Source organism: Crossiella sp. CA-258035 (assembly GCF_030064675.1).
GTDB lineage: Bacteria > Actinomycetota > Actinomycetes > Mycobacteriales > Pseudonocardiaceae > Crossiella.
Genome location: NZ_CP116413.1, coordinates 591937 through 617063, shown reverse-complemented (window position 1 = coordinate 617063; position 25127 = coordinate 591937). Strand labels below are relative to the sequence as shown.

Below are 25127 nucleotides of genomic sequence, written 5' to 3'. Positions count from 1 at the left end.
GACACATGGCGTCCGAGTGTCACACCTCCGAAGCCCCGCCGGTGGTCCGCGGCCAGCGGGTGGACGACGAGGTCCTGCTCGCCGCGGCCAAGGACTGCGTGCTCGACGTGGGCGTGCGGCGCACCACGCTGACCGAGGTGGCGCGCCGGGCCAGGGTCAGCCGGATGACCCTGTACCGCCGCTTCCCTGACGTGACCAGCCTGGTCGCCGCGCTGCTCACCCGCGAGTTCCGCGGCCTGCTCAGCGCGGTGGCCTCGGCCTCGGCGAACCTGCCCAGCGCGCGCGAGCGGCTGGTCGCCGGCGCGGTGGCGGCCGGGCGGGAGGTCGCGCACAACCCGCTGATGCGCACCATCCTGGAGGTCGACCCCGAACTGCTGCTGCCCTACCTGGTGCAGCGGATGGGCAGCACCCAGCGGCTGGCCGAGCAGTTCCTGCGCGAGCAGGTGCTGGCCGGGCAGGCCGACGGCTCGGTGCGCGCCGGGGACGTGGCCGCGCAGTGCAGGCTGCTGTTCCTGATGGTCCAGTCGGTGGTCTTCGCGCTGCGGCTGGCGGTGGCCGAGCCGGACGAGGCCGCGCTGCTGGCCGAGCTGCGGCACGGCCTGGACGCGGTGCTGCGGCCATGACCGTCCCGATGCTGCCGGCCGGCTCGCTGCGCGCGACCTCGCTCAACGCCACCCGCAGGGCCAACGACCTGGCCCTGCTCGCCGGTGGCCACCAGCTCGACCTGCTGGTGGTGGGCGGCGGGGTGACCGGGGCCGGGGTCGCGCTGGACGCGGCCGCCCGCGGCCTGTCGGTGGCCCTGGTCGAGGCGCACGACCTGGCCTTCGGCACCTCCCGGTTCTCCAGCAAGCTGGTGCACGGCGGCCTGCGCTACCTGGCGCACGGCGAGTTCGGGCTGGCCAGGGAGAGCGCGGTGGAACGCGGTCTGCTGATGACCCGCACCGCCCCGCACCTGGTGCGCACCCTGCCCCAGCTCATCCCGCTGCACCGGCCGGCCCGCGGCGCCGGGGTGAGGCGGAGCCACGAGGCGGTCTTCATGGCCGGGCTGCGCGCCGGTGACCTGCTGCGCCGCACCGCGGGCACGCCGGGAGCGGTGCTGCCCGCGCCCCGCCGCATCCCGGCCGCCGAGGCATTGGCGCTGGCCGGTGGCCTGCGGGTGAGCGGGCTGCGCGGCGGGCTGCTCTCCTACGACGGCCAGCTGGTCGACGACGCGCGCCTGGTGGTGGCACTGGCCCGCACCGCGGCCGGGTTCGGCGCGCGGATCATCACCAGGGCCAGGGCGGTGCACCTGGACGGCTCCGGCGGCGAGGTGCTGGACGGGCTGACCGGCGAGACCGTCCGGATCAGGGCCAAGGCAGTGATCAACGCCACCGGGGTGTGGGCGGACCGGCTGGTGCCCGGCGTGCGGCTGCGGCCCTCCCGCGGCTCGCACCTGGTGCTCGACGGCGCCGCGCTGGGTCTGGGCGGCACCGCGCTGACCGTGCCGGTGCCCGGCGAGCGCAACCGGTTCGCGCTGCTGCTGCCGCAGCTGGACGGCCGGGTCTACCTGGGCCTGACCGACGAGCCGATGGACGGGCCGGTGCCGGAGGTGCCCGAGGTCCCGCAGGCCGACGTGGACTTCCTGCTGGACGTGGCCAACACCGTGCTGGGCAGGCGGCTCGGCCCGGCCGACGTGCTGGGCGCGTTCGCCGGTCTGCGCCCCTTGATCGACCTTCCGGGTACGAGTGGCCGCACCGCGGACCTCTCCCGCAAACACGCCGTGCTCACCTCGCCGGACGGGGTTACCACGGTGGTGGGCGGCAAGCTCACCACCTACCGGCGGATGGCCGCCGACGCGGTGGACGCCGCGATCGCCCGCCGCGGCCTGTCCGCCGGGCCTTCGCGCAGCGAGCAGGTGCCGCTGGTCGGCGCCGCGCCAGCCGAGTATCTGTCCACAATGGAGGTATCACCGCGGCTGGTTGCCCGCTACGGCGCGGAAGCCGTGCGGCTGGCCGCGCTGGCCCAGCTGGACCCCAGGCTGGGCGCCGAGGTCGCCGACGGGCTCGGCGTCACCGCGGCCGAGGTGGTGTGGGCGGTGCGGCACGAGGGCGCGCTGGACGCCGACGACGTGCTGGACCGGCGCAGCCGGATCGGCCTGGTGCCCTCGGATCGGTTGCGGGCCTTGGACTCCGTCACCGCACTGGTGCGCAAGGCCACCGAAGGACTTTGACGACACAGCGTAGCCAACGCGGTCGAATCGCTTGCAGCGTCATTCAAACGGGTTGTCTTGGCGGCGTTTTCACCGCAACCGCAAGCAATCCCGGCTTGGAACCTGTCACCTTAGGGAAACACCGCCTCGGACCCTCCACAGAGGACGGCCCCCTGCGGCCCCACGTCCGCGGTGTCACGTCATCACCGGTGTTCGCAGCGCCGTGACAGGGAGTGAACGCGATGAGTTACGCAGACCTGGCTTCCGAGGTGGAGCAGCAGGTGCTCGCCACGGTGACCGAGCTGCTCGTGGCCGTGATCGGGCCCGAGTACGCGCAGACCGTCGAGATCGACATGGACACCTCGTTCAACCATGACCTCGAGCTGGAGAGCATCGAGTTCGTCGCGCTCTCGGCCAAGCTGCGCGAGCACTACGGCGGCTCGGTCAACTTCGCCGCCTTCCTGGCCGACAAGGAGGTGGAGGAGGCCGTCGGCCTGACCGTCGGCCACCTGGTCCGCCACATCGCCGGCTGCCTGGCCGGCGACCGCGGGGCCGCTCCATGACCGAGGTCCAGGCGAACAACCTGACCTTCCACGTCCAGCCGCTGGCCACCGCCGACTCCCCACCGGACGCGCCACTGGTGGTCTTCCTGCACGGCCTGGTGGTGGACAACCTCTCCGGCCTCTACCTCACCCTGGCCACCCCGGCCGCCACCGCCGGGGCTCGCACCCTCTGCTACGACCAGCGCGGACACGGCCGCTCCGACCGGCCGCCGACCGGCTACACCCTGGACGACTCGGTCGCCGACCTGCACGCGCTGCTGGACGCCCTCGGCGAGCACCGCCCGGTCCGGCTGGTCGGCAACAGCTACGGCGGCCTGCTCGCGCTGGCCTTCGCCTCGCACTGCCCGCACCGGGTGGACAAGATCATGCTGATCGAGTCGCTGGTGCCCACCCCCGGCTGGGGCGAGCGGATGGCGGCCACCCTCACCGAGGCGATCGCGGGCCGGTACGACCACCACTTCACGCACATGAGCGGCCGCAAGTGGGAGCGGCGGGTGCACCAGGTGGAGGAACTGCTGATCAGGACCAGCATGGTGGCCGAGATCGGCAGGCAGGAGCCGTTCAGCCCGGACCGCTACGCCGCGGTGACCGCGCCGGTGCTGGCCGTCTACGGCTCGGAGTCCGAACTGTTGCCCGAGGTCAGCGTGTTGCAGAAGTACCTGCCGCGGCTGGAGCTGGAGATCCTGCCGGAGCAGTCGCACATGCTGCTCACCGAGGCGGCCGGCCAGGTGCGCGAAGTGCTGGCAAGGTGGTTGCGGTGAGCCGGGTCCTGTTCGTGGTGCCGCCACTGGCCGGGCACACCCTGCCCACGGTGGCGCTGGGCCACGAGCTGACCGGGCGCGGGCACGAGGTCGCCTGGGTCGGCCACCGCGAGGTGGTGGCCCCGCTGCTGCCGGAGCCGGAGCTGCTCATGCCGGTGCAGCGCGGCCCGGACGACTGGCTCGCCGAGGTGGTGACCCGCTCGCGCGGCTTACGCGGTCCCGCGGCCTTCCAGTTCCTCTGGCGGGACTTCCTGATCCCGCTGGCGGAGTCCAGCGTGCCCGGGGTGGAGGAGGCGGTCGAGCGGTTCCGGCCGGATGTGCTGGTGGTGGACCAGCAGGCGCTGGCCGGTGGCGTGGTGGCACGGCGGCACGGGCTGCCCTGGGCCACCTCGGCGACCACCTCGGCCGAGCTGACCGACCAGTTCGCCACCGTGCCCAAGTTCGGCGCCTGGGTACGCATGCAGCTGGCCGCGCTGCAACGCGCGCAACAGGTTCCGGTGGCCGTGGCCGAACGCGGCGACCTGCGGTTCTCCGAGCACCTGGTGCTCGCCTACACCACCCGCTGCCTGGTCGGCTCCGAGATCGACTACCCCGGCCACTACGCCTTCGTCGGGCCCTCGCTGGGCGTTCGAGCCTCCAGTGTGGACTATCCGTGGGAATGGCTGGACGGACGGCGGCAGCACCTGCTGGTCACCCTGGGCACGGTGGACCGGGAGAACGGCGCCCGCTTCCTCAACGCGGTGCTGGCCGCGGTCGAGCCGCTCGGCTCCCGCCTCCAGGTCACCATCGCCGCGCCACCCAAGTTGTTTGGAGAACTCCCGGCCCATGTGCTGGTGCGGGAGTTCGTCCCCCAACTGGAGGTGTTGGCGCGCACGGACGCGGTGGTATGCCATGGCGGGCACAACACGGTGTGCGAGACCCTCGCGCACGGCCTGCCGCTGGTGGTCGCCCCGATCAGGGACGACCAGCCGATCATCGCCAACCAGGTGGTCGAGGCGGGAGCGGGCCGACGTGTTCGGTTCGGCCGGGTCGGACCGGCCGAGCTGCGGGACTCGATTCTCGATGTGCTGACCTTCCCTGGGTACCGAGCGGCGGCAGAGCGTATCCGGGCGTCCTTCGCCGACGCCGGTGGTACCGCGGCGGCGGCCGACCGGGTGGAGATGCTGACATGATGTTGGGCTGGCTACCGGTGGTCACGATGATCGCCCTGGTGCTCAACGGTTTCCGGCTGCGCGGGCAGCTGTCCTGGCTGCCGGTGCTCGACGACGAGCAGGACGGTCCGCACGGCCGGTTCCGGTTCGTGGTGGCCGACGGCGTGGAACTGCCGGAGCGGACCAGGGCCGCCGCCGAGGACTGGGCGCAGCGGCAGGGCCTGTCCGTGCTGGACCTGGTGCCCCGCCGCCTCGGCGTGGCCAGGGCGCTGGACCTGGCCCGCGCCGGGCTGGGCAAGGACTTCCTGGCCACCCGGCTGGCCAGCGCGGGCGGCGCGGGACACGCGCTGCTGGTGGACGACGGCGTGGCCGGGCGCGAACAGCTCGGCGAGGCCGCGCCGGACACCGTGACCACCGCCGGGCTCACCAGCCGGTTGAAGCGGTTGGCTTGCACCGCAACGGATTTCGCCGTCGCGCCCGGACTCGGTGTGGTCCGGGAGACCCCGGCGCAGCGGGCCGAGCGGCTGCGCGCCGAACGCGGCCTGTTCCGCGCGGTCCTGCCGCCGCTGGTCTGCTACGCCGCGCTGGTCAGCTGCGTGGTGGCCCAGCCCATCCTCGGCCTCGGCGCGCTGGCGCTGTTCAGCCTCCAGCCCTACCTGGTCTTCGCCGGCAGCCCGGTCCGGCCCGCTGACCTGCACCGGCACGCCGCGCTGCGGCTGCTGCGCGATCCGGCGAACTGGGCCCGCACGCTGGCCGCGCTGTGGCGCACCAGGGTCAGGGGCGACCGGGTGGCCGAGCTGCGCGCCGCCTACGCCGCCGAGCTGGCCCAGGGCACCGAGCGCTTCTTCGAGCCGCGCCGAGCGGACTGCCCGTGGTGCGGCGGCACCGCGCTGAAGCCGCACGTGCGCTGCGCGGACCTGGTGCTGAACAAGCCGGGCCGGTTCACCCTGGAACGCTGTGCGGACTGCGGCCACGTGTTCCAGAACCCCCGGCTCAACCTGGCCGGACTCGACTTCTACTACCGCGACTGCTACGACGGCGAGGGCGCGCGCACCGCGGAGACCGCGTTCTCCTCCGGCCCCGCGGTGTACCGGCGGCGGGCCGAGATGCTCGTCCCGTTCACCACCCCGCGCACCTGGCTGGACGTCGGCGGCGGCCACGGCCACTTCGCCAACCTGGCCCGCGAGGTCTGGCCGGACACCGCCTTCGACGGCCTGGACCTGGGCGCCGGCATCGAGGAGGCAGCCAGGCGCGGCTGGGTGGACCGGGGTTACCGCGGCCAGTTCCCCGAGCTGGTGGCCGAGCTGGCCGGGCGCTACGACGTGATCAGCATGTTCCACTACCTGGAGCACACCAGGGAGCCGTTCGAGGAGCTGGACGCGGCGGCGAAGGTGCTGTCCGCGGGTGGTTTCCTGCTCATCGAGGTGCCCAACCCCGGCTCGCGGTACGGGCGGCTGCTGCGCACCTACTGGATGCCGTGGTTCCCGCCGCAGCACCAGCACATGATGCCGAGGGAGAACCTGGTCAGGGCGCTGACCGAGCGCGGCTTCACCGTGGTGGCCCAGGACCGCGGCCGCGCCGACCAGTCCATGGACCTCACCATGGCCGTCGGCCTCGGCCTGAACCGGCTGGCCCGAAACCCCGACCAGCCCTGGCGGCCCCGGCCGGCCACCTGGTGGCGGCGGGTGGTCTACCGCGCGGTGCTCACCGCGGGGGTGCCGCTGCTGGTGCTGGCCTGGGTGGCCGACAAGCTGGCGCACCAGGTGGTCAAGCGCGGCAACGGCGGCAACGCCTACCGGCTGCTCGCTCAGCGCGCCTAGCGGTCCCTCGCCCGGACCACCGCGCCCCAGACCAGCAACGCGAGCCACAGCAGGGCCAGTCCGGTGAACCCGGCGGCCGCGCCGCGCAGCACCAGGCCGAGGCCCCACATCAGGCTGGAGCCCTCGGAGCCGGGCCACGGGCCGAACAGGATCCACGCGCCCCAGAGCCCGGCGGCCAGCGCCGCGGTGTACCCGGCCCTGCGCGCGGTCGCGCCCAGAATCGTCGGCATCCCCCGACGGTAGCCCGGCCGGTCAGGCGGCGCTGGGCGGCCGGGAGTGTCAGGCTGCTCACGACCGGCGGGATCGGGCTCGATAATCGCCGGGCTGGGAGATAGTGGACACGGGCAGCGCGCCGGGGGACGCGAACTGGACAACCGAGAGGAAAACGCCGTGGCTGAGGCAGTGCTGGAGATCGATCGGATCTCCAAGCGCTATGGCGAGGTCGTCGCCCTGCGGGAGATGACCTTCTCGATCAGGGCCGGTGAGCTGTTCGGCTTCGTCGGCAGCAACGGCGCTGGCAAGACCACCACCATGCGGATCGCGCTGGGCGTGCTGGCCGCCGACTCCGGCGAGGTGCGCTGGAACGGCCGCGCGGTGGACTTCGAGACCCGCAGGCACATCGGGTACATGCCGGAGGAGCGCGGCCTGTACCCGAAGATGAAGGTGACCGAGCAGCTGGTCTACCTGGCCGAGCTGCACGGGATGTCCGCCAAGGCCGCGCGCAGGGCGGCCGGCGCCTGGACCGAGCGGTTAGGACTGGGGCAGCGGCGGGACGAGGAGGTCCAGAAGCTCAGCCTGGGCAACCAGCAGCGGGTGCAGCTGGCCGCGGCGCTGGTGCACGAGCCCGAGGTGCTGGTGCTGGACGAGCCGTTCTCCGGGCTGGACCCGGTGGCGGTGGACGTGATGAGCGAGGTGCTGCGGGAGCAGGCCGACGCCGGCGTGCCGGTGATGTTCTCCAGTCACCAGCTCGACCTGGTGGAGCGGCTGTGCGACCGGGTCGGGATCATCCGGAGTGGACAGATGGTGGTCAGCGGCAAGGTCTCCGAGCTGCGCACCGGCGGCAGCGACCGCTACCTGCTCGACCTGCCCTACGCGCCGTCGGACTGGGCCAGGAACCAGACCGGGGTCACCGAGCTGAGCGTGGACGGGTCCCGGTTCCTGGTCGAGCTGGCGCCCGGCACGGACAGCCAGAGCGTGCTGGCCGCGGCCATGCGCACCGGCGAGGTGCGCGAGTTCGCGCCGCACCGCCCGACGCTGACCGAACTGTTCCGCAACGTCGTCACCGAGGGATCCCCGGCATGAGCAGCAGCCCCCTGACCCCGGCCCGCGCGGTGTGGCTGGTGGCCCGCCGCGAGCTGAACACCCGGGTGCGCTCCAAGTCCTTCGTGGTCAGCACGGTGGTGATCATCGCGATCATCGCCGCCTACGTCGGGCTGATCTACTTCATCAGCCAGAGCAACGCCAAGACCACGGTCGGGCTGACCGGCCAGGCCAGCGCGGTGGCCGAGCAGCTCAAGGCCACCGCCAAGGGCTTCGGCGAGCAGGTGGAGACCACCGAGGTGCCCGACGCCGCCGACGGCGAGGCGCAGCTCAAGGACGACAAGATCGACGTGCTGGTCAGCGGCGCGCCGGGCTCGCTGCGGGTGCTGGTGAAGAAGGACCTCAACGACGCGGTGCGCGGCAGCCTGGACGCGGTGGTCCGGCAGCAGGCGCTGGACGCCCAGCTGGCCCAGGGCGGCCTGGACCCCGCGCAGGTGGGCCGCACCGTGGCCGAGGCCAAGGTGCAGGTGAGCCAACTGGAGCCGGAGGACCCCGAGCGCGGGCAGCGCCTGGGCATCGCGATCGGGCTCACCGCGCTGCTCTACATGTCGCTGATGATCTTCGGCATGGCGGTGGCGCAGGGCGTGGTGGAGGAGAAGTCCAGCCGGGTGGTCGAGCTGCTGCTGTCCTCGGTGCGGCCGTGGCAGCTGCTGGCCGGCAAGGTCGCCGGGATCGGCATCGCGGGCCTGTTGCAGGTCAGCGTGATCACCGCGGTGGCGCTCACCGCGGCCACCGCCACCGACCAGCTCACCCTGCCCGGCGGGCAGATCACCGGCACCCTGGTCACCGGGGTGCTGTGGTACCTGGCCGGGTTCTTCACCTTCGGCACCCTGTTCGCCGCCTCCGCCGCGCTGGTCGCCCGGCAGGAGGAGGTCAGCTCGGTGGTGCAGCCGGTGATGTTCGCCGCGATCCTGCCCGCGGTGCTGACCTTCCTGATGCTGCCCCGCGATCCGGGCAACCGGATCCTGGAGGTGCTGTCCATGATCCCGCCGTTCGCGCCGATCATCATGCCCGCGCGGATCGCGATGGGGGTGGCGCCCGCCTGGGAGATCGTGGTGTCGGTGGTGCTCACCGTGGCCGGGATGTTCGCCTTCATCCGGCTGGCCGGGCGGATCTACTCCAACGCGGTGCTGCGCACGGGTGGCCGGGTCAAGCTGCGGGACGCGCTCGGGGCGAAGTAGGCCACGACTCCACTCCGGTCAACCTCGCACAGTCCACAGTGGTCGCCGGAGGACGACCGGACCGAGTGCGCGATGGTCACCGTGCCGGTGGACTACGCGGCGCTGGACGGGCGGACCATCGGCATCGCGCTGTCCCGGATCAAGGCCACCGATCCGGGCCGCCGCACCAGCCCGCTGCAGCTGGTCGGGCACCGCCACGAGCCGGTCACCCCGTACGGCTGGGCCGAGCAGCTGCGGGAGCGAGTCGGCGGCGAGCTGCTGACCGTGGCGGACGACCACCACGGCTCGCTGTCCTCGATCCCCTGCGCGGCCAAGGCGGTGGCCTTCTTCCGCACCGGGAAGCCCAGTTCCGGGTCCTGCCCGGGGGCCTAGCTCCTGGTGGCCCCGTAGCGGGCCAGCGCGACCTCGCGCTCGTGCTTGTGGTCCACGATCGGCTCCGGATAGCCGGGCACGCCGAGGGGCTTGTGCACGCGTTTTCCTGGCAGGCCACGGAGTTCCGGCACGTACCGGCGCACGTAGTCGCCGTCCGGGTCGAACCTCTCGCCCTGGGTGGTCGGGTTGAACACCCGGAAGTACGGGGCCGCGTCCGTGCCGCAGCCCGCGGTCCACTGCCAGCCGTGCTGGTTGGAGGCCAGGTCGCCGTCGACCAGGTGGCGCATGAAGTGCCGTGCCCCGCGCCACCAGGGCTGGTGCAGGTCCTTCACCAGGAAGCTGGCGGTGATCATGCGCACCCGGTTGTGCATCCAGCCCTCGGCCAGCAGCTGGCGCATGCCCGCGTCCACGATCGGGAACCCGGTCCGGCCCGCGCACCAGGCCGCGAACAGCTCGTCGTCGGTGTCGTGGTCGATCTTGTCGAAGCGGCGGTCGTAGTTGCGCCGCGCGGTCTCCGGGCGGTGCCACAGCACGTCGGCGTAGAACTCCCGCCAGGCCAGCTCGCTGCGGTAGGTCTCCGCGCCCTGGCCGGTGTGCCGGGCCAGGTCGGCGAGCAGGGTGCGCGGGTGCAGCTGGCCCCAGCGCAGGTAGGCCGACATCCGGCTGGTGCCGTCCACCGCCGGCCGGTCCCGCCGGTCCGCGTAGTCCGTCACCCGCTCGTCCACAAAGGACTCCCAGGCTTCGATCGCGGCCCGCTCCCCCGCCGTGGGCAGGGAGATCTCGCCCAGGTCCTCATCCGCCGGAACGCGCACGCCGCCCTCCGCGGTGATCCAGTCCACTGTGGACGCATCGGTGTCCGCGGGCGCTCGCCAGCCGTGTTCGGCCCAGGCCCGGCGGAACGGGGTGAACACCTTGAACGGGGTGCCGTCGCCCTTGCGCACCCGGCCGGGCGTGACCGCGTACGGCGAGCCGGTCCGGACCAGCTCGATCCCGTTGTCCGCCAACGCGTTCGCCACCCGCTCGTCCCGCTCCCGGCCGTACGGGCCGGTGTCCGCGGAGACGTGCACGCTGTCCGCGCCGACCTGCCCGGCGGCCTTCGGCAGCTCGGCCGCCGGATCGCCGCGCAGCACCAGCAGGCGGCCGTCCAGCTGCTCCTCCAGCGCGCGCAGGCTGCGGTAGAGGAAGGTCCGGCGGACCGGGCCCGAGGGCTTGAGCAGGGCCTCGTCCAGCACGAACACCGCGAGCACGTCCCGGCTCCGCTGCGCGGCGGCCAGCAGGGCCGCGTGGTCGCCCAGTCTCAGGTCCCGCCGGAACCACAGCACAGCCGTCACACCGGGAAGGTACCCACAGCAAAGCGCCCCGGCACATCCACGGGGGATGCGAACCGGGGCCGCTTCGGTGGGGTCAGGCGGTCAGCGCTCGGTGATCGACTGGTAGTCGCGCTCAGCCGCGCCGATGTAGACCTGGCGCGGGCGGCCGATCTTGCGCGCCGGGTCCTTGATCATTTCCTGCCACTGCGCGATCCAGCCGGGCAGGCGGCCGAGCGCGAACAGCACGGTGAACATCCGGGTCGGGAAGCCCATGGCCTTGTAGATCAGGCCGGTGTAGAAGTCCACGTTCGGGTACAGCTTGCGCTGGATGAAGTAGTCGTCGCTGAGCGCGTACTCCTCCAGCTTGAGCGCGATGTCCAGCAGCGGGTCCTGCACGCCGAGCTTGCTCAGCACGTCGTCCGCGGTCTTCTTGATGATCGCCGCGCGCGGGTCGTAGTTCTTGTAGACCCGGTGCCCGAAGCCCATCAGCCGGACGCCGTCTTCCTTGTTCTTGACCTTCTTCACGAAGGAGTCGACGTCGCCGCCGTCCTCGTGGATCTTGTTCAGCATCTCCAGCACGGCCTGGTTGGCGCCACCGTGCAGCGGGCCGAACAGCGCGTTGATGCCGGCCGAGACGCTGGCGAACAGGTTGGCCTCGGAGGAGCCCACCAGGCGCACGGTCGCGGTGGAGCAGTTCTGCTCGTGGTCGGCGTGCAGGATCAGCAGCAGGTCCAGCGCGCGGGCCAGGGCCGGGTCGACCTCGTAGGGCTCGGCGGGGAACCCGAAGGTCATCCGCAGGAAGTTCTCCACCAGGCCGAGCGAGTTGTCCGGGTAGAGGAAGGGCTGGCCGACCGACTTCTTGTACGCGTAGGCCGCGATGGTCGGCAGCTTGGCCAGCAGCCGGATGGTGGAGATCTCCACCTGGTTGTCGTCGAAGGGGTTCAGGCTGTCCTGGTAGAAGGTGGACAGCGCGGAGACCGCGGAGGACAGCACCGGCATCGGGTGCGCGTCGCGCGGGAAGCCGTCGAAGAAGCGCTTCAGGTCCTCGTGCAGCAGGGTGTGCCTGCTGATCTTGCTGGTGAAGTCGTCCAGCTGCGCCTGGGTGGGCAGCTCGCCGTAGATCAGCAGGTAGCTGACCTCGACGAAGCTGGACTTCGCGGCCAGCTGCTCGATCGGGTAGCCGCGGTAGCGCAGGATGCCGGCGTCACCGTCGATGTAGGTGATCTCCGAGGTGCAGGAGGCGGTGTTCACGAAACCGGGGTCGAGAGTGACCATCTTGGTTGTGGAGAGCAGTTTGCCGAGCTCGAAGCCCGGCGCGCCGTCGGTGGCCGCGACCACCGGCATCTCATGCTCCCCGCCGTCATAACGTAGCGCGACGTTACGGTGTTTGGCTGGTTCCACCGTCGAATCTGGCGCGGTCGTCGCGTCGGGCATGCGAGTCCCTCTCACGCTAAGGCGAGGCGCTTCACGCGCGCGGGGTGGGTTTGCCACCACCCGCAGCAACCGCCTCGTTGGGGTCCTGTCGGTTGTCACGCTAGTGGGCGTTACATCCCAGCGCAGCCGCGTGAGTGGCCCAGCGGCTCATCTGGGACAGGTATCACATAACGCCCGTCCGGTTACCTGAGTGGCACCGGTGGGTTCCAACCTAGGGAATCCGATCGATCAAGACCAGATCCACGCAGGCCAGAGCGGTACGTGACGTCCACTACAGTGCCAGATGCATCGATCAAGATCGTCCTCGGGGTAGCGCGGTACCGGTGGGTAACCAGGGTCACCTAGTGGACTGGACCACTCGGGTGCAGCGTGCCGTCCGGCTACCCGCCGTGATTCTTGATCGTGGTTGATCCAGCACCTGGAAATATCGATTTATTTGCCGCGCGGAAAACGCCGGCAATTAAGGACTCTGGAGTTCTGCCGCATACGGCGGTTCGGCCCCCGCCCTGGAACAGGTGAGCGCGGCGGCCCGCCCGGCGAATTCCAGCGCGGCCGCCCACTGCCCCTCACTGAGGTCACCCAGGGCATCCCTGGACAGCGCGCCCTGCTGGGCCAGCCAGCCGAGCAGGGCGGCGTGCACGGTGTCGCCCGCGCCGATGGTGTCCACCACGTCCACCTCGGTCGCCGGGACCCGCACCGACAGCCCGTCCACGGTGCGCACCTCAAGGCCGTCGCCGCCGTGGGTGAGCAGCACTGCGGCCGGTCCCTGACCGAGCCAGCCGGGCACGTCCGCGCCGAGCCAGTCCGCGTCCTCCACGGACAGCTTGAGCAGGGTCACGTGCGGCAGCCAGCCGCGGAACCGGGCCCGGTAGGCGTCCGGGTCCGGAATCAGCCCGGCGCGGATGTTGGGGTCCAGCGAGACGAACAGCCCGCGCCCGGCCTCCCGGCGCATCATCGCCTCGTACGCGCTCGCGCCCGGCTCCAGCACCAGCGACAGCGTGCCGAGGGCGAGCGCGGTGGCCTCCGCGGCCAGCGGGCCGGGGTCGGCGACCAGGCGGTCCGCGGTGCCCTCCACGTGGAAGGAGTAGCGGGCCGAGCCGTCCGCGGCCAGGCCGACCACGGCCAGCGTGGTGGGCTCCGCGCCGCGCTGCACGCCGGAGACGTCCACGCCCGAGGCGACCAGCCGGTCCAGCAGCGCGTCGCCGAACTGGTCGGTGGAGAGCCGGGAGACGAACCCGGCGGCCACGCCCAGCCTGCCCAGCGCGACCGCCACGTTGTACGGGCCGCCGCCCAGGCGCGGCAGCAGCGGACCCAGCTCACCGTCCATTGTGGACGGATCGGGGACCAGGTCGACCAGGGCCTCGCCACCAACAATGATCATGAACGGGCTCCTCGCCGGTAGGGGCTGGCCACGACGCCCTCGCCGCGGTGCTCGTCGAAGGTGTAGACCTCGCGGCCGTCCACGAAGACCCGCAGCGCGCGGCTCATCACGTCCAGCGGGTCGCCGGACCAGAGCACCACGTCGGCGTCCGCGCCGGGCTTGAGCGAGCCGATCCGGTCCGCCAGGCCGAGCATCTTGGCCGGGTTGACCGTGATCGAGCGCAGCGCGGTCCGCTCGTCCAGGCCCTCCTTGACCGCGAGGGTGGCCTGGTGCACCAGGAAGTGGATGGGCACCACCGGGTGGTCGGTGGTCAGCGCGATCCGCACGCCGGCCTTGGCCAGCAGGCCGGGGTTGCGCAGCGAGCGCTGGCGCAGCTCCACTTTGGACCTGGCGGTGAACAGCGGGCCGATGATCACCGGGATGTCCCGCTCGGCGAGCAGGTCGGCGATCAGGTGCGCCTCGGTGCCGTGGTGGACGATCAGCCGGTAGCCGAACTCCTCGGCCAGCCGCAGCGCGGTGGCGATGTCGTCGGCGCGGTGGCTGTGCTGGGCCCAGGGCAGCTCGCCGTCGAGCACCCGCACCAGCACCTCCAGCGTGGGATCGCGGTCGAACGGCTTGTTCTCCGCCGCCGCGTGCTCCCGCCTCTTCTGGTAGTCCTGGGCCTTGGTGAACGCGTCCCTGATGACCGCGGCCACGCCCATCCTGGTGGAGGGCAGCTTCTTCGCCTCGCCGTAGACCCGCTTCGGGTTCTCGCCCAGCGCGCTCTTCACGCTGGCCGGGTTGACCACGACCATCTCGTCCACGGTCCGGCCCCAGCACTTCAGCGCCACGGTCTGGCCGCCGATCGGGTTGCCAGAGCCCGGCTTGACCACCGCGGTGGTGACCCCGCCGGAGAGCGCGTCGGCGAACCCGGTGTCGGCCGGGTTGATCGCGTCGATGGCGCGCAGCCTGGCCCCGTTCGGGTCGGTCATCTCGTTGGTGTCCTGGCCTGCCCAGCCCTCGGCCTCCTCGTGGATGCCGACGTGCGCGTGGCCCTCCACGAACCCCGGCAGCACCCAGGTGCCCGCGGCGTCCACCACCTGCGCGTCCTCTGGCACGTCCACGGCCTCCTCGGTGCCGACCGCGACGATCTTGCCGTCGGAGATCAGCACCGTGCCGCCGTCGATCGGCTCGCCCTCGACGGGCACCACATATCCACCGGTGATCGCGATGTCCACGGCGGGACACGCTAACCGAGTATGCCGCCGACCCGAAGGGTCTTGTCCGGTTCGGTCAGCCGATCCGGTCAGCGGGAGAGGCCGGTTCGGGCACGTGCGGCTCCAGGTCGAACAGGCTGACCTGGTAGCCGCGGGCCCGGCTGCGCAGCGCGGCACGCACCACGCCGAGGGTGGCGCGGGTCTGCGGCGGCAGCGAGCGGGCCAGCCGTTTGGGCAGCTGGAGCAGGGTGCGGGAGTCGCGGTGCCGCAGGCCCAGCCCCCACTCGCCGATCACCGTGGGATCGTCGCAGGACCAGCGGAAGCTCGCGGTCACGTTCTTCTCGAACACCGGCGCGTCCTGGTTGTCCACCAGCCAGCGGCCCGCGGTGTCGAAGGCCAGCCCCGCGCCGGGGAAGTGCCTGGCCAGCCCGGCCAGGGCCAGCCGGACCTGGGCGGGCGGGAAGTACAGCAGCACGCCCTCGGCGACGAAGAAGTACGGGCCGGGCAGCGCGCGGACCGCATCCGGCCAGTCCTCTTCCAGCACCGAGGCCCCGACCAGCTTGCGGCGATCGCATTCGGTGAAGAACCGGCGGCGCAGCGCCATCGCGTCCGGCAGGTCCAGGTCCACCCAGTGCACCCGCCCGTTGTCCAGCCGCTCGAACCGGGTGTTCAGGCCGGCGCCGATCTCCACCACGGTGCCGCCGGGGTTGGCGTCGAGGAACTCGCGCACCCACTCGTCCAGGATCAGCGTGCGCAGCACCGAGCCGAGCAGCATCGGCGAGCGACCGAAGCGGGTGAAGTCGTAGTCGATCCTGGCCACCATCCGGGCGGCGGTCTCATCGCGCAGCAGGCCGCGCTTCTTGCCGGTTTCCACCGCGCGGGCGTACAGGGTGGCGAGCAGGGTTTCCTGGACATCGCCCAGCTGCACCGAGATGTCGGCCATCGGGGCAGTGAAGCACCGGCCACTGGCCGCGGGAAGCGGCGCGGACGGCGTGTTGGCCGGGTTCATCCACTCGGGACGTGGAAACCTCGACCGTGATGTCCCAACACATCCGCACCCGCGACGGCCGTTGCCTGCACCTGATCCGCCGTGGCACGGGCGAACCCGTGGTGGTCTTCGAGTCCGGCATCGGCGCCAACCGGGGCAGCTGGACCCTGGTGGAGCCCCAGGTCCAGGCCGCCACCCTGGTCTACGACCGGGCCGGACTGGGCCGCAGCACCCCCGATCCCGGCCCGCGCACGGTGTCCAGGATGACCGAGGACCTGCTCGACCTGCTTGCCGCGGCAGGGATCCGGCGCGCGGTGCTGGTCGGGCACAGCCTGGGCGGGGTGGTCGTCCGGCACGTGGCGCACCTGCGGCCGGAGCTGGTGGCCGGGCTGGTGCTGGTGGACCAGGTGCAGGAGGAGCTGCCGCACTACCACGAGGGCAAGCAGTTCCGGCTGGTCAGCCTGGGCTACCGGACGGGCGCGCTGCTCGCCCGCACCGGGTTGCTGAAGCTGTTGCTGCGCGGGCGGTTGCACCGCGACTTCCCGCCGGAGATCGCCAGGGAGATCACCGATGAGGAGCTGAGCCCCGGCTTCCTCACCGCCGCCGCCGCCGAGGTGCGCGCGCTGCCCGGCGGCCTGGCCGAACTGCCGCCGCTGCGGCTGCCGCAGGTGCCGACCACGGTCATCTCGGCAGGCCGCACCGGACCGGCGGAGAAGAAGTTCCGCCCGGTGCTGATCGAGACGCACCGGGCCTTCGCCGCCGCGCTCCCGCACGGGCGGCACGTGCTGGCCGAGCGGGCCGACCACCTGGTCCCGTTGCAGCAACCGGACCTGGTGGCCGCCGAGATCAACCGACTGCTCTGATCCCCCAGCTCGCCGACCAGGTCTCCCCCGGCGCCAGGGTGATCAGGTCGATGCCGCTGTTCAACGCGTTCGGCGGGCAGGTCATCGGCTCGATGGCCACCGCCCGCCCGCGGTCGGGGAAGCCGTCCGGGGTGTAGACCTGCACCCAGGAGAACACCGGGTCGGCCCACAGCTCCACGCCACCGTCCGGCCCGCGCAGCACGTGGTGCACCAGCCCGTCCTGCGCGGGCAGGCAGCCGCCGAACGCGGTGTCCAGCTCCACGCCCTTGAGCAGCCGGGCCGAACGGAAGTCCAGGTCGGTCCCGGCGACCGGCACCGGGTCGCCGACCGGCACCTTGCGCTCGGGGTCCAGCTCAAGCGCGGTGGTCGCGGCCAGCTCCAGGGTGCACTCGTCGGTCTCCGCCTGGCCCGCCCGCGGGTAGGGGTGCGCGCCGACGCCGAAGGGCACCGGCTGGTGGCCGCGGTTGGCCACGGTGTGCGTGACGTTCAGGCCGCCGTCCTGGACCCGGTAGGTGACCGTGGCCCGCAGCCGCACCGGCCAGCCGGGCTGCACGTTGACGTCCGCGCCCAGCGTGATCCGGTCCAGGTAGTGGATCTCCGGCTGCCAGCTGGTGTGGCGCAGCAGGCCGTGGCTGGCGTTGCCCCTGGCCGGTTCGGTCAGCGCGAGTTGCTGGACACCGCCGTCGTAGTTCCAGCGGCCGTCCAGCACCCGGTTCGGCCAGGGCACCAGCACCGCGCCGCAACCCATCGGCGGGGTGTGGTCCTCCGGATAGGTTTCCAGGTAGGGCAGGCCGCCGATCTCCAGGATCCGCGGCGCCGCCCCCACCTCGTTGACCACCGCCCGGACCGGGCCGTCGGTGATCTCGAACTGCGCACCGTTCACTGTCACGGCACGCAGTCAAACACGCGCCTTCAGTTCTTACCGAGGTTGGCGGCGTCGAACTCGATCTTGCCGTGCTGCTTGCGCACGACCAGCCAGTTGACCATCCACAGCAGCAGGCCGACGCCGAGCAGGATGCCGGCCAGCTTGTAGTCCTCCGCCGGCCGCCCGGAGAACGGCAGCGCGAGGTAGGCACAGGTCACCGCGCCCAGGATGGGCAGGATGGTGGGTGCGCGGAAGTGCTTGTGCTCGGCCTTGTCCTTGCGCAGCACCAGGCAGGCGATGTTGACGATGGTGAACACGATCAGCAGCAGCAGCGCGGTGGTGCCGCCCAGCACGCTGATGTCCAGGGTGGACACCAGGATCACCGCGATCAGGCTGGTGAACAGGATGGCGATCCACGGGGTGCGCCGGGTCTGGTGGACCTTGCCGAAGGGCAGCGGGATGATCCGCTCGTTGGCCATGCCGTAGACGAGGCGGCTGGCCATCAGCATGTTGATCAGGGCCGAGTTGGCAACCGCGAACAGGCCGATGAAGGCGAACAGCGCCAGCGGGAAAGCGGGCGCGCCGATCTGGACCACCTTCAGCAACGCGCTGCTCTTGGCCGCCGCGAGGTCGCCCGCCGGCACCAGCAGCGAGGAGGTGATCGCCACCAGCAGGTAGACCGAACCCGCGATGCCCATGCCCATCAGCATCGAGCGCGGGAAGATCCGCACCGGGTCCTTGCACTCCTCGGCCATGTTCACCGAGTCCTCGAAGCCGACCATGGCGAAGAAGGCCAGCGAGGTCGCCGAGGTGATCGCGATCAGTGTGCTCTGGTCGGCGGTGTTGAACTCGATCAGCCGGGACGGCTCGCCCATGCCGTTGAACACCGCGTAGACGCCGATGCCGATCACGATCAGCAGACCGGACAGCTCGATGATGGTGAGCACCACGTTGGCCTTCACCGACTCGCCGACGCCGCGGAAGTTGATGAAGGCGAGCAGCGCGAGGAACCCGATGGCCACCCACGGGCCGGGGGTCTCCACGAACGCCTTGAGGTAGGTGCCGCCGAAGGCCACCGCCGCCGAGGAGGCCGAGGTGATGCCGGAGCACATCACCGCGAAGGCCACCATGAAGGTCAGGAACGGCATCCGGAACGCGCGGTTGGTGTACAGCGCGGCGCCCGCGGCCTTCGGGTACTTGCCGACCAGTTCCAAGTAGCTGAACGCGGTCAGGAACGCCACCACGAAGGCCAGCAGGAAGGGCACCCACAGCGCCCCGCCGACCTTCCCGGCCACCGTGCCGGTCAGCGCGTACACACCGGTGCCGAGGATGTCGCCGATCACGAAGAACAGCAGCAGCTTCGACCCGATCGCCCGCTTCAGCTCAGGCTGGCCGGCGTTCGTCTCGGGAGCCCCCTGGGCTTTCGCTTCGCTCGCCATAAGCGGAAAGTGTGCCTGGTCACAGCGCGTGCTGGGAGCCACCCGACCGTGTTTCGAACTAGGTACACCAAATCGTCACCCTGATCGGCCGAATGTGCTGAACTACCAGCCATGGGCAAGCGCGCAGTCCTGGTCTCCTCCCTGCTGGCCACCCTTGCCGTGGCCTCGGCCTGCACCTCGCCGCCGGAGCCCCCGGTCGGCGCACCGGCGCCGAAGCTGGACCCGGACGCGGTGGCCTACGACAACCTGGACTTCCAGAAGGGCCGCAAGCCGGTCTTCGACAACACCTGCAAGACGCTGCCGCCGAACATCACCACCCTGCTCGGGCTGACCAAGCCGCCCAGGACCGGGTTCAACAACCAGGCGTGCATCGGCGCGGAGGAGTGGGGCGAGTTCATGATCGCCCAGTTCGCGCAGCGGGACCGGAAGTCGGAGCAGAAGTTCTTCTCCGACGTGTGGAAGGGCGACGAGGTCGCCGGGCGGTACTTCGAGCGGCTGATCGTGGCCGAGCGTTACTACGCGGTGCAGAGCCTCGGCTACGACAACGCCAGCTGCGAGCTGGTGGTGGACACCGGTTCGTCCACCCCGTTCAAGGTCTCGATCTACTACACCGACGCCGAGACCGAGGCCAAGCGCAAGCTGGACGAGAAGTTCGACCCCGCGGCCAGCCGGGACCAGCTCTGCCCGCGAGCACGGGACTTCGCCGGCAAGCTGCTGCCCGCCATCGACCCCGACGGCGGCAGCCGCAAGAGCTGAGGCTCAGCCGGCGTCCCGCCTGCTGACCACCAGCGCGCCGAAGACCAGCAGACCGACCCAGACCAGCACCGAGACGATGGTCTGCACCACGCCGACACCGAGCCCGGCCATCGCGTAGGCGGCCTCCAGCGGGTAGATCATGCCGATCACCTCGGGCAGCCCGGCCCTGGCGAAGGTCAGCAGCGGCACCGCCACGAAGAACACGGTGATCGCGGCCGCGGTGTTCGGGATCAGCGTGCCGATCACCATCGCGGACAGCAGCACCAGCGCGGTGGCCAGCGCGATCACCCCGAGCGTCCAGCCCGGCCGCATGCCCAGCCAGTTGGACTGGAGGTTCATCGCGGTGCGGGTCTTCACCAGCAGCGGCCCGGCGATGAAGGTGACCAGCGTGGCCAGCAGCCACACCCCGACCAGCACCGCGGCCTGGGCGAGCAGGTAGCGCAGCCGGGAGGGCTGCACCAGCAGGGTCGGCTGCACGCTCTTGTACTGCCACTCCCCGGCGATCAGCTTGATCACCGCGACGAACAGCAGCAGCTGGCCGAGCTGCACGCCGAGCAGGTTGGGCAGGATCTGGTCGGAGGCCGAGCGCAGGTAGTACTGCGGCAGGATGATCAGGCTGAGCACGCCGACCAGGAACACCGGCGAGAAGGCCAGCACGATCTTGTCCGAGCGGGTGCCGACCAGCTTGCGGAACTCCACCGCGACCAGGCGGAGGAAGCTCGCGGGTTTGGCCGCGCGCTCGGCCCACGGGCCGGTGGCGACCGGGCCGGACTGGCCGGGCGCGGGCATGCCGGGCGGCGGGCCGGGCACGGCGGGCTGCTGACCGGTGTGCGGTCCGGGCGCGGGGTGGCTGCCGGTGTGCGGGCCGGGGTGGCCGCCGGGGCCGGGCGGGAAGCCGGGCTGCTGCGGCGGGTAGGGCTGGCCGGGGTGGCCGCCCGGCATCGGCTGCGGGCCGGTCTGCGGGTAGCCGGGGGCCTGCTGTCCTGGGTAGCCGTGCGTCATGCCGGTCGTCCTCCCCCGGTGAGCCGGAAGAACAGGTCCTCCAGGTTCATCTGCTCCTCGCGCAGGCCCAGCAGCGGGATGCCCGCGGCGAAGGTGAGGTCGGAGACCTGTTCGACCGAGGCGTGCGCGGCCATGAAGCCGTCCGGCGCGGGCTGGATGGCGACCCCGGCGCGTTGCAGGGTCTCGGCGAGCTTGTTCATGTCCTTGGCGCGGACCAGGGAACGCGAGGAGGTGGTCAATGTGGACAGTGGGCCGTCGGCGACGATGCGGCCGTTGCCGATCACCAGCACCCGGTCCGCGGTCTGGTCCACCTCGGAGAGCACGTGGCTGGACAGCAGCACCGTGCCGCCCCTGGCGGCGTGGCCGCGGAGCAGGTTGCGGACCGCGCGGATGCCCTCGGGGTCCAGGCCGTTGATCGGCTCGTCCAGCACCAGCAGCGGCGGGTTGGTGAGCAGGGCGTGCGCGATGCCCAGGCGCTGGCGCATGCCGAGGCTGTACTTGCCGATCTTGCGGGTGGCCGCGTCGGCCAGGCCCACCGTCTCCAGCACCTCATCGGCCCGGCGGGCGGGCACCCCGGCCAGCGTGGCGGCCATCCGCAGGTGGCCCCGGCCACTGCGGCCGGGGTGCACGGCGGCGGCGTCCAGCAGCACGCCGGCCACGTGCGAGGGGTTGGGCCAGGCCGTGAACGGGCGGCCCGCGACCATCGCGCGGCCCGCGTTCGGCACGGTCAGTCCGGTGATCATGCGCAGGGTCGTCGACTTGCCCGCCCCGTTCGGCCCGAGGAAGGCCGTCACGGTGCCAGGCTGGAGTTCGAAACTCACCTGATCGACGACCGTACGTCCCTCATAGGCCTTGGTCAGCCCCCATGCAGTGAGCACCGGCCCACCGTAGCCGCCCCGGCACAACTCGGTGGGCTGATTCGACCGTGTCGGGTATGAACTCATGCCATGCCGACCATCGCCGTGCTGGACGCGCCGTCCAACCTCGGACTCCGCCCGCCCGCCCCCGGCGCCGTGCCCGGCTGCGCCAAGGCGCCCGGCGCGCTGCGCGATGCCGGACTGCTGACCAGGCTCGGCGCCAGGGACGCCGGCTGCCTGGTGGCCCCGAGGTACGACCGGGGTGACTGGCGGGAGGGCGACGGCGTCTTCCACGCGCCGCTGATCGCCGAGTACGCCAGACGGCTGGCCGACCGGGTCGACGCCATCCACGAACGGGGTGAGCTGCCGCTGGTGCTCGGCGGCGAGTGCTCGATCGCGCTGGGCCCGATGCTGGCGCTGCGGCGGCGATCCGGCAGGCACGGACTGGCCTATGTGGACGGTCACTCGGACTTCCGGCACCCCGGCAACTCCGACCGGGTGGGCGCGGCGGGCGGCGAGGCGCTGGCCCTGGTCACCGGTCGCGGACAGCCGGATCTCACCGATCTGGACGGGCTGCGGCCGCTGGTCGCCGACGCGGACGCGGTGCTGCTGGGCATGGGGCCGGAGGACGAGTCCGACGTCACCGAACTGTCCACAACGGACATCGGCGTGCGCACCGCGCAGGACATCCGCCGCCTGGGCGCGGGCGTGGTGGCGGACTGGGCGCGGGACCGGTTCGCCGGGCTGGCCGGGTTCTGGGTCCACCTGGACGTGGACACCCTGGACGCCAGCCTGATGCCCGCGGTCGACTCGCCCAACCCGGCCGGGCTGACCGCGGCGGAGCTGACCGGACTGCTCGCCGGGCTGCTGCGCGATCCCGGCTGCCTCGGCCTGGACGTGGGCATCTACGACCCCGATCTGGACCCGGACGGCCGGTGCGCCGCGCTGCTCACCGACATCCTGGCGGCGGCACTGGATTCCCCGACCGGCTGAACCTGGCGCGCCACACCGGGCACTGACCCGGCCCGCCCGCCACTGTGGCCCGCATGGGGCAGGAGCGCTATCGCCGGGTCGAGTGGGCCATCGCCGGGCTGTGCGTGCTCAGCGCGACCGCCTTCGTGCTGTTGTGCCTGTTCGACCAGCGCAGGCACCTGCCGCCGCTGCTGGTCACCGGGCTCATCTGCCTCTCCGGTGTGGTGCTGCTGGTGGTCCGGCCGTTCGGGCGGCAGGCCTGGCGGTACTGGCTGTGCTCGGCGGCCTTCAGCGGGTTCTGCCTGCTCGGCATGGTCGTGGTGTGGAACACCGCGCAGGAGGAGGACCACCGGGTGGTGATCGGCGAGGTGGTGCGCTCCACCGAGGAGACCTCGGCCTACCTGGCCAGGCAGCTGCCGCCGGGCAGCGACTCCGTCGCGCAGATCCCCACCGGCGTCTACCTGGAGTCGATCAGGTTCGCCGCCAGCAACGAGGTGCAGGTCAGCGGCTACGTCTGGCAGCGCTACCCGGACAGCCTGCCGGCCGGGCTGACCAGGGGCGTGGTGCTACCGGAGGCCGACGACTCCTACCCGGTCAAGCAGGCCTACCGGCACCGGGACGGCGACGCCGAGGTGATCGGCTGGTACTTCAAGACCGCGTTCGTGCAGAAGTTCGACTACACCCGTTACCCACTCGACCGCCAGGACGTGTGGATCCGGATGTGGCACCCGGACTTCAGCCGCGGCGTGGTGCTGGTGCCGGACTTCGGCGCCTACCCTGGCCCGTGGCAGCCGGAGCACATGCACGGCCTGGACCCGCAGTTCGTCACCTCGCGGTGGCAGCCGCAGTCCACCTCGTTCAGCTTCTCCAAGCACGACTACACCACCAACTTCGGCCTCGGCCGCTACACCGACCGGCCGCCGTTCCCCGAGCTGTACTTCAACCTGCTGGTGACCAGGCAGTTCCAGGGCCCGCTGTTCGAGACGCTGGTGCCGATCGGGTTCATCGCGGTGCTGGTCTTCGCCGCGCTGTTCATCACCACCAACGGCGACGAGCTGCGGCGCACCTTCGTCGGGTTCACCTCCTTCGGCGTGATCAGCTTCGCGGTGAGCATGGTGCTGGTGGTCGCGGTGCGGCAGAACGCGATCCGCGAGGCCACCGCCGCACCCGGCATCGTGTACCTGGAATATTTCTCGTTCGGGCTCTACCTGGTGGTGCTGATCAGCGCCATCAACGCGCTGCTGGTCACCGCGCGCACGCCGATCGGGCTGATCCGCTGGCGGGACAACCTGGCCCCCCGGCTGATCTACTGGCCGCTGCTGCTCGGCTTCTCCTTGGCCACCACACTGTCCACCCTGGGCTGATCCACACCGGGCTGATCTCCGCTGATCGGCGCACGGTAGCGCCAGATCACCGGGATGCAGACCACCGCGAGCACGGTCAGCACGATCACCAGCACGCCGCCGCCGGAGACCGCGACCGCGGTGCCGAAGGCCGCGCCGGCGGTGCCGTGCGCCAGGTCGGCGAACCGCGGCCCGCCGGCCACCACCACGGTGAACACGCCCTGGGTCCGGCCGCGCATGTCGTCGGTGACCGCCTGCTGGAGCATCGCGCCGCGGAAGATCATGCTCACCACGTCGGCCGCGCCGCCCAGCGCCAGGAACAGCACCGCCACCCACAGCTCGGTGGCCAGGCCCAGCCCGATGATGCTCAGGCCCCAGCCGATGATCGCGAAGGTCAGCGCCACGCCGTGCCGGGAGACCCGTGAGCTCCAGCCGGAGAACAGGCCGAAGAGCAGCGCCCCCAACGGCATCGCCGCGTACAGCCAGCCCAGCGCGAAGCCGCCGCCCTCGGGATCGCCGAAGGTGCGCACCGCCATCTCCGGGTACAGCGCGCGCGGCATGCCGGCCACCATCGCGATGATGTCCAGCAGGAAGGAGGCCAAAAGCACCTTCTGCCCGATGAGGTTGCGGAAGCCGTCCACCACATCGCCCAGCCCGGCCCGGCGGGACGGCCCGTTCAGCGGCGGCAGCGGGGGCAGCTTCCACACCGCCCAGAGCGTGGCGCACAACGCGATCGCGTCGATCAGGTACAGCGTGGGCAGGCCGAGCACCGCGATCAACGAGCCGGCGGCCAGCGGCCCGAACACCGCGGCGAACATGAACACGGTGGAGCCCAGCGCCTGCGCGGCCGGCAGCTGGTCCAGCGGCACCAGGCGGGCGATCGCGGCACTGCGCGCGGGCATGTTCATCGCGAAGAAGGCCTGCTGCACCGCGAACAGGCTGAGCACCGTCCACACCGAGCCGATGCCGGTGGCCGCCTGCGCCCACAGCAGCAGCGCGGTGACCGCGATACCGGTGTTGGTGACCAGCAACAGCTTCCGCCGGTCCACCGTGTCGGCGACCGCGCCGCCCCAGATGCCGAAGACGATCAAAGGCACCACACCGAAAAGACCGGCCAGTCCGACGTAGGCGGACGAGCCGGTCAGGTCGAACAGCTGCTTGGGCACGGCGACCGTGCTGAGCTGGGAGCCGATCACGGTGATCGTGCTGGAGAGCCACAACCGCCGGTAGGCCAGGATCTTCAGTGGGCGGGTGTCCAGCAGGATGCGCCCCAGCCTGGCCCGGAGGCCAGGTCTGGGCGGCTTCTCGGCGTCGACGCGCACGGCATCGGGGTCCCCAGTCACCCGTCGGATGTTAGGCCGTTAG

24 protein-coding genes are annotated in these 25127 nt (G+C 71.6%); 13 read left to right on the top strand and 11 right to left on the bottom strand.

The genetic code is table 11. From position 1 onward, the window contains the following. The first annotated feature begins 5 nt into the window (after positions 1–5). The 6 genes from N8J89_RS02970 (at position 6) to N8J89_RS02945 (ending at position 6483) form a co-directional block, all read left to right on the top strand. Positions 6–623, top strand: a complete 618-nt coding sequence (locus N8J89_RS02970) for a TetR/AcrR family transcriptional regulator (protein ID WP_283662822.1) — start codon at positions 6–8, stop codon at positions 621–623. Beyond that, complete coding sequence (locus tag N8J89_RS02965) at positions 620–2209, top strand: glycerol-3-phosphate dehydrogenase/oxidase (RefSeq protein ID WP_502868414.1); 1590 nt, start codon at positions 620–622, stop codon at positions 2207–2209. The genes N8J89_RS02970 and N8J89_RS02965 overlap by 4 nt, the downstream gene beginning before the upstream one ends. 221 nt (positions 2210–2430) lie before the next feature. Next, on the top strand, positions 2431–2751 hold the full coding sequence (locus N8J89_RS02960) for an acyl carrier protein (RefSeq protein ID WP_283662821.1): 321 nt from the start codon (positions 2431–2433) through the stop codon (positions 2749–2751). Then, the gene (locus tag N8J89_RS02955; RefSeq protein WP_283662820.1) at positions 2748–3512 is read left to right on the top strand and encodes an alpha/beta fold hydrolase; all 765 of its coding nucleotides are present in this window, start codon (positions 2748–2750) and stop codon (positions 3510–3512) included. The genes N8J89_RS02960 and N8J89_RS02955 overlap by 4 nt, the downstream gene beginning before the upstream one ends. Next, positions 3509–4684: a glycosyltransferase gene (locus tag N8J89_RS02950; protein ID WP_283662819.1), complete on the top strand. Its 1176-nt coding sequence runs from the start codon at positions 3509–3511 to the stop codon at positions 4682–4684. Before N8J89_RS02955 ends, N8J89_RS02950 begins: the two co-directional genes overlap by 4 nt. Continuing rightward, positions 4681–6483 (top strand): class I SAM-dependent methyltransferase, encoded by a 1803-nt coding sequence (locus N8J89_RS02945; protein ID WP_283662818.1) that lies wholly within the window; start codon positions 4681–4683, stop codon positions 6481–6483. Before N8J89_RS02950 ends, N8J89_RS02945 begins: the two co-directional genes overlap by 4 nt. Here N8J89_RS02945 and N8J89_RS02940 read toward each other — a convergent pair. After that, entirely contained in the window at positions 6480–6713 is a 234-nt protein-coding gene (locus N8J89_RS02940) for a hypothetical protein (protein ID WP_283662817.1), read from the bottom strand. The genes N8J89_RS02945 and N8J89_RS02940 overlap by 4 nt on opposite strands. Positions 6714–6873: 160 nt before the next feature. Here N8J89_RS02940 and N8J89_RS02935 point away from each other — a divergent pair, with 160 nt between their 5' ends. The 3 genes from N8J89_RS02935 to N8J89_RS02925 all read left to right on the top strand — a co-directional run bounded on the left by N8J89_RS02935 (position 6874) and on the right by N8J89_RS02925 (position 9356). Next, positions 6874–7785 (top strand): ABC transporter ATP-binding protein, encoded by a 912-nt coding sequence (locus N8J89_RS02935; protein ID WP_283662816.1) that lies wholly within the window; start codon positions 6874–6876, stop codon positions 7783–7785. Further along, complete coding sequence (locus N8J89_RS02930; protein ID WP_283662815.1) at positions 7782–8984, top strand: ABC transporter permease; 1203 nt, start codon at positions 7782–7784, stop codon at positions 8982–8984. The genes N8J89_RS02935 and N8J89_RS02930 overlap by 4 nt, the downstream gene beginning before the upstream one ends. A 72-nt stretch (positions 8985–9056) precedes the next feature. Next, positions 9057–9356 (top strand): alpha/beta hydrolase, encoded by a 300-nt coding sequence (locus N8J89_RS02925; RefSeq protein WP_283662814.1) that lies wholly within the window; start codon positions 9057–9059, stop codon positions 9354–9356. Here the strand turns inward: N8J89_RS02925 and N8J89_RS02920 are convergent. The 5 genes from N8J89_RS02920 to N8J89_RS02900 form a co-directional block, all read right to left on the bottom strand. Next, a complete protein-coding gene (locus N8J89_RS02920; RefSeq protein ID WP_283666079.1) occupies positions 9353–10678 on the bottom strand; it encodes a cryptochrome/photolyase family protein in 1326 nt (441 codons plus the stop codon). The two genes, N8J89_RS02925 and N8J89_RS02920, sit on opposite strands and share 4 nt — an antisense overlap. A gap of 90 nt (positions 10679–10768) precedes the next feature. Beyond that, the gene (locus N8J89_RS02915; protein ID WP_283662813.1) at positions 10769–12100 is read right to left on the bottom strand and encodes a citrate synthase; all 1332 of its coding nucleotides are present in this window, start codon (positions 12098–12100) and stop codon (positions 10769–10771) included. Positions 12101–12560: 460 nt separating this feature from the next. Further along, entirely contained in the window at positions 12561–13481 is a 921-nt protein-coding gene (locus N8J89_RS02910) for a carbohydrate kinase family protein (RefSeq protein WP_283662812.1), read from the bottom strand. Further along, entirely contained in the window at positions 13478–14698 is a 1221-nt protein-coding gene (locus tag N8J89_RS02905) for an amidohydrolase (RefSeq protein ID WP_283662811.1), read from the bottom strand. The genes N8J89_RS02910 and N8J89_RS02905 overlap by 4 nt, the downstream gene beginning before the upstream one ends. A gap of 55 nt (positions 14699–14753) precedes the next feature. Beyond that, entirely contained in the window at positions 14754–15620 is an 867-nt protein-coding gene (locus N8J89_RS02900) for a class I SAM-dependent methyltransferase (RefSeq protein WP_283662810.1), read from the bottom strand. 95 nt (positions 15621–15715) lie between these two features. Between N8J89_RS02900 and N8J89_RS02895 the strand changes: the two genes are divergently transcribed. Beyond that, on the top strand, positions 15716–16528 hold the full coding sequence (locus N8J89_RS02895; protein WP_283662809.1) for an alpha/beta fold hydrolase: 813 nt from the start codon (positions 15716–15718) through the stop codon (positions 16526–16528). Here N8J89_RS02895 and N8J89_RS02890 read toward each other — a convergent pair. Then, the gene (locus tag N8J89_RS02890) at positions 16512–17417 is read right to left on the bottom strand and encodes an aldose 1-epimerase family protein (protein ID WP_283662808.1); all 906 of its coding nucleotides are present in this window, start codon (positions 17415–17417) and stop codon (positions 16512–16514) included. The genes N8J89_RS02895 and N8J89_RS02890 overlap by 17 nt on opposite strands. Before the next feature lie 23 nt (positions 17418–17440). Beyond that, complete coding sequence (locus N8J89_RS02885) at positions 17441–18832, bottom strand: APC family permease (protein WP_283662807.1); 1392 nt, start codon at positions 18830–18832, stop codon at positions 17441–17443. Between the two features lie 111 nt (positions 18833–18943). On the opposite strand from N8J89_RS02885, the gene N8J89_RS02880 reads away from it, so the two are divergent. Next, positions 18944–19588 (top strand): hypothetical protein, encoded by a 645-nt coding sequence (locus N8J89_RS02880; RefSeq protein ID WP_283662806.1) that lies wholly within the window; start codon positions 18944–18946, stop codon positions 19586–19588. 3 nt (positions 19589–19591) lie between these two features. Here the strand turns inward: N8J89_RS02880 and N8J89_RS02875 are convergent, their stop codons facing one another. Continuing rightward, entirely contained in the window at positions 19592–20590 is a 999-nt protein-coding gene (locus N8J89_RS02875; RefSeq protein WP_283662805.1) for a hypothetical protein, read from the bottom strand. Continuing rightward, positions 20587–21411 (bottom strand): ABC transporter ATP-binding protein, encoded by an 825-nt coding sequence (locus N8J89_RS02870; RefSeq protein ID WP_283662804.1) that lies wholly within the window; start codon positions 21409–21411, stop codon positions 20587–20589. The genes N8J89_RS02875 and N8J89_RS02870 overlap by 4 nt, the downstream gene beginning before the upstream one ends. A gap of 126 nt (positions 21412–21537) precedes the next feature. Here N8J89_RS02870 and N8J89_RS02865 point away from each other — a divergent pair, with 126 nt between their 5' ends. Both N8J89_RS02865 and N8J89_RS02860 read left to right on the top strand, forming a co-directional pair. Beyond that, positions 21538–22440 (top strand): arginase family protein, encoded by a 903-nt coding sequence (locus N8J89_RS02865; protein WP_283662803.1) that lies wholly within the window; start codon positions 21538–21540, stop codon positions 22438–22440. Between the two features lie 53 nt (positions 22441–22493). Then, complete coding sequence (locus N8J89_RS02860) at positions 22494–23783, top strand: hypothetical protein (RefSeq protein ID WP_283662802.1); 1290 nt, start codon at positions 22494–22496, stop codon at positions 23781–23783. On the opposite strand, the gene N8J89_RS02855 is transcribed toward N8J89_RS02860, so the two are convergent. After that, positions 23726–25105: an MFS transporter gene (locus N8J89_RS02855; protein WP_502868413.1), complete on the bottom strand. Its 1380-nt coding sequence runs from the start codon at positions 25103–25105 to the stop codon at positions 23726–23728. The genes N8J89_RS02860 and N8J89_RS02855 overlap by 58 nt on opposite strands. Positions 25106–25127: the final 22 nt, after the last annotated feature.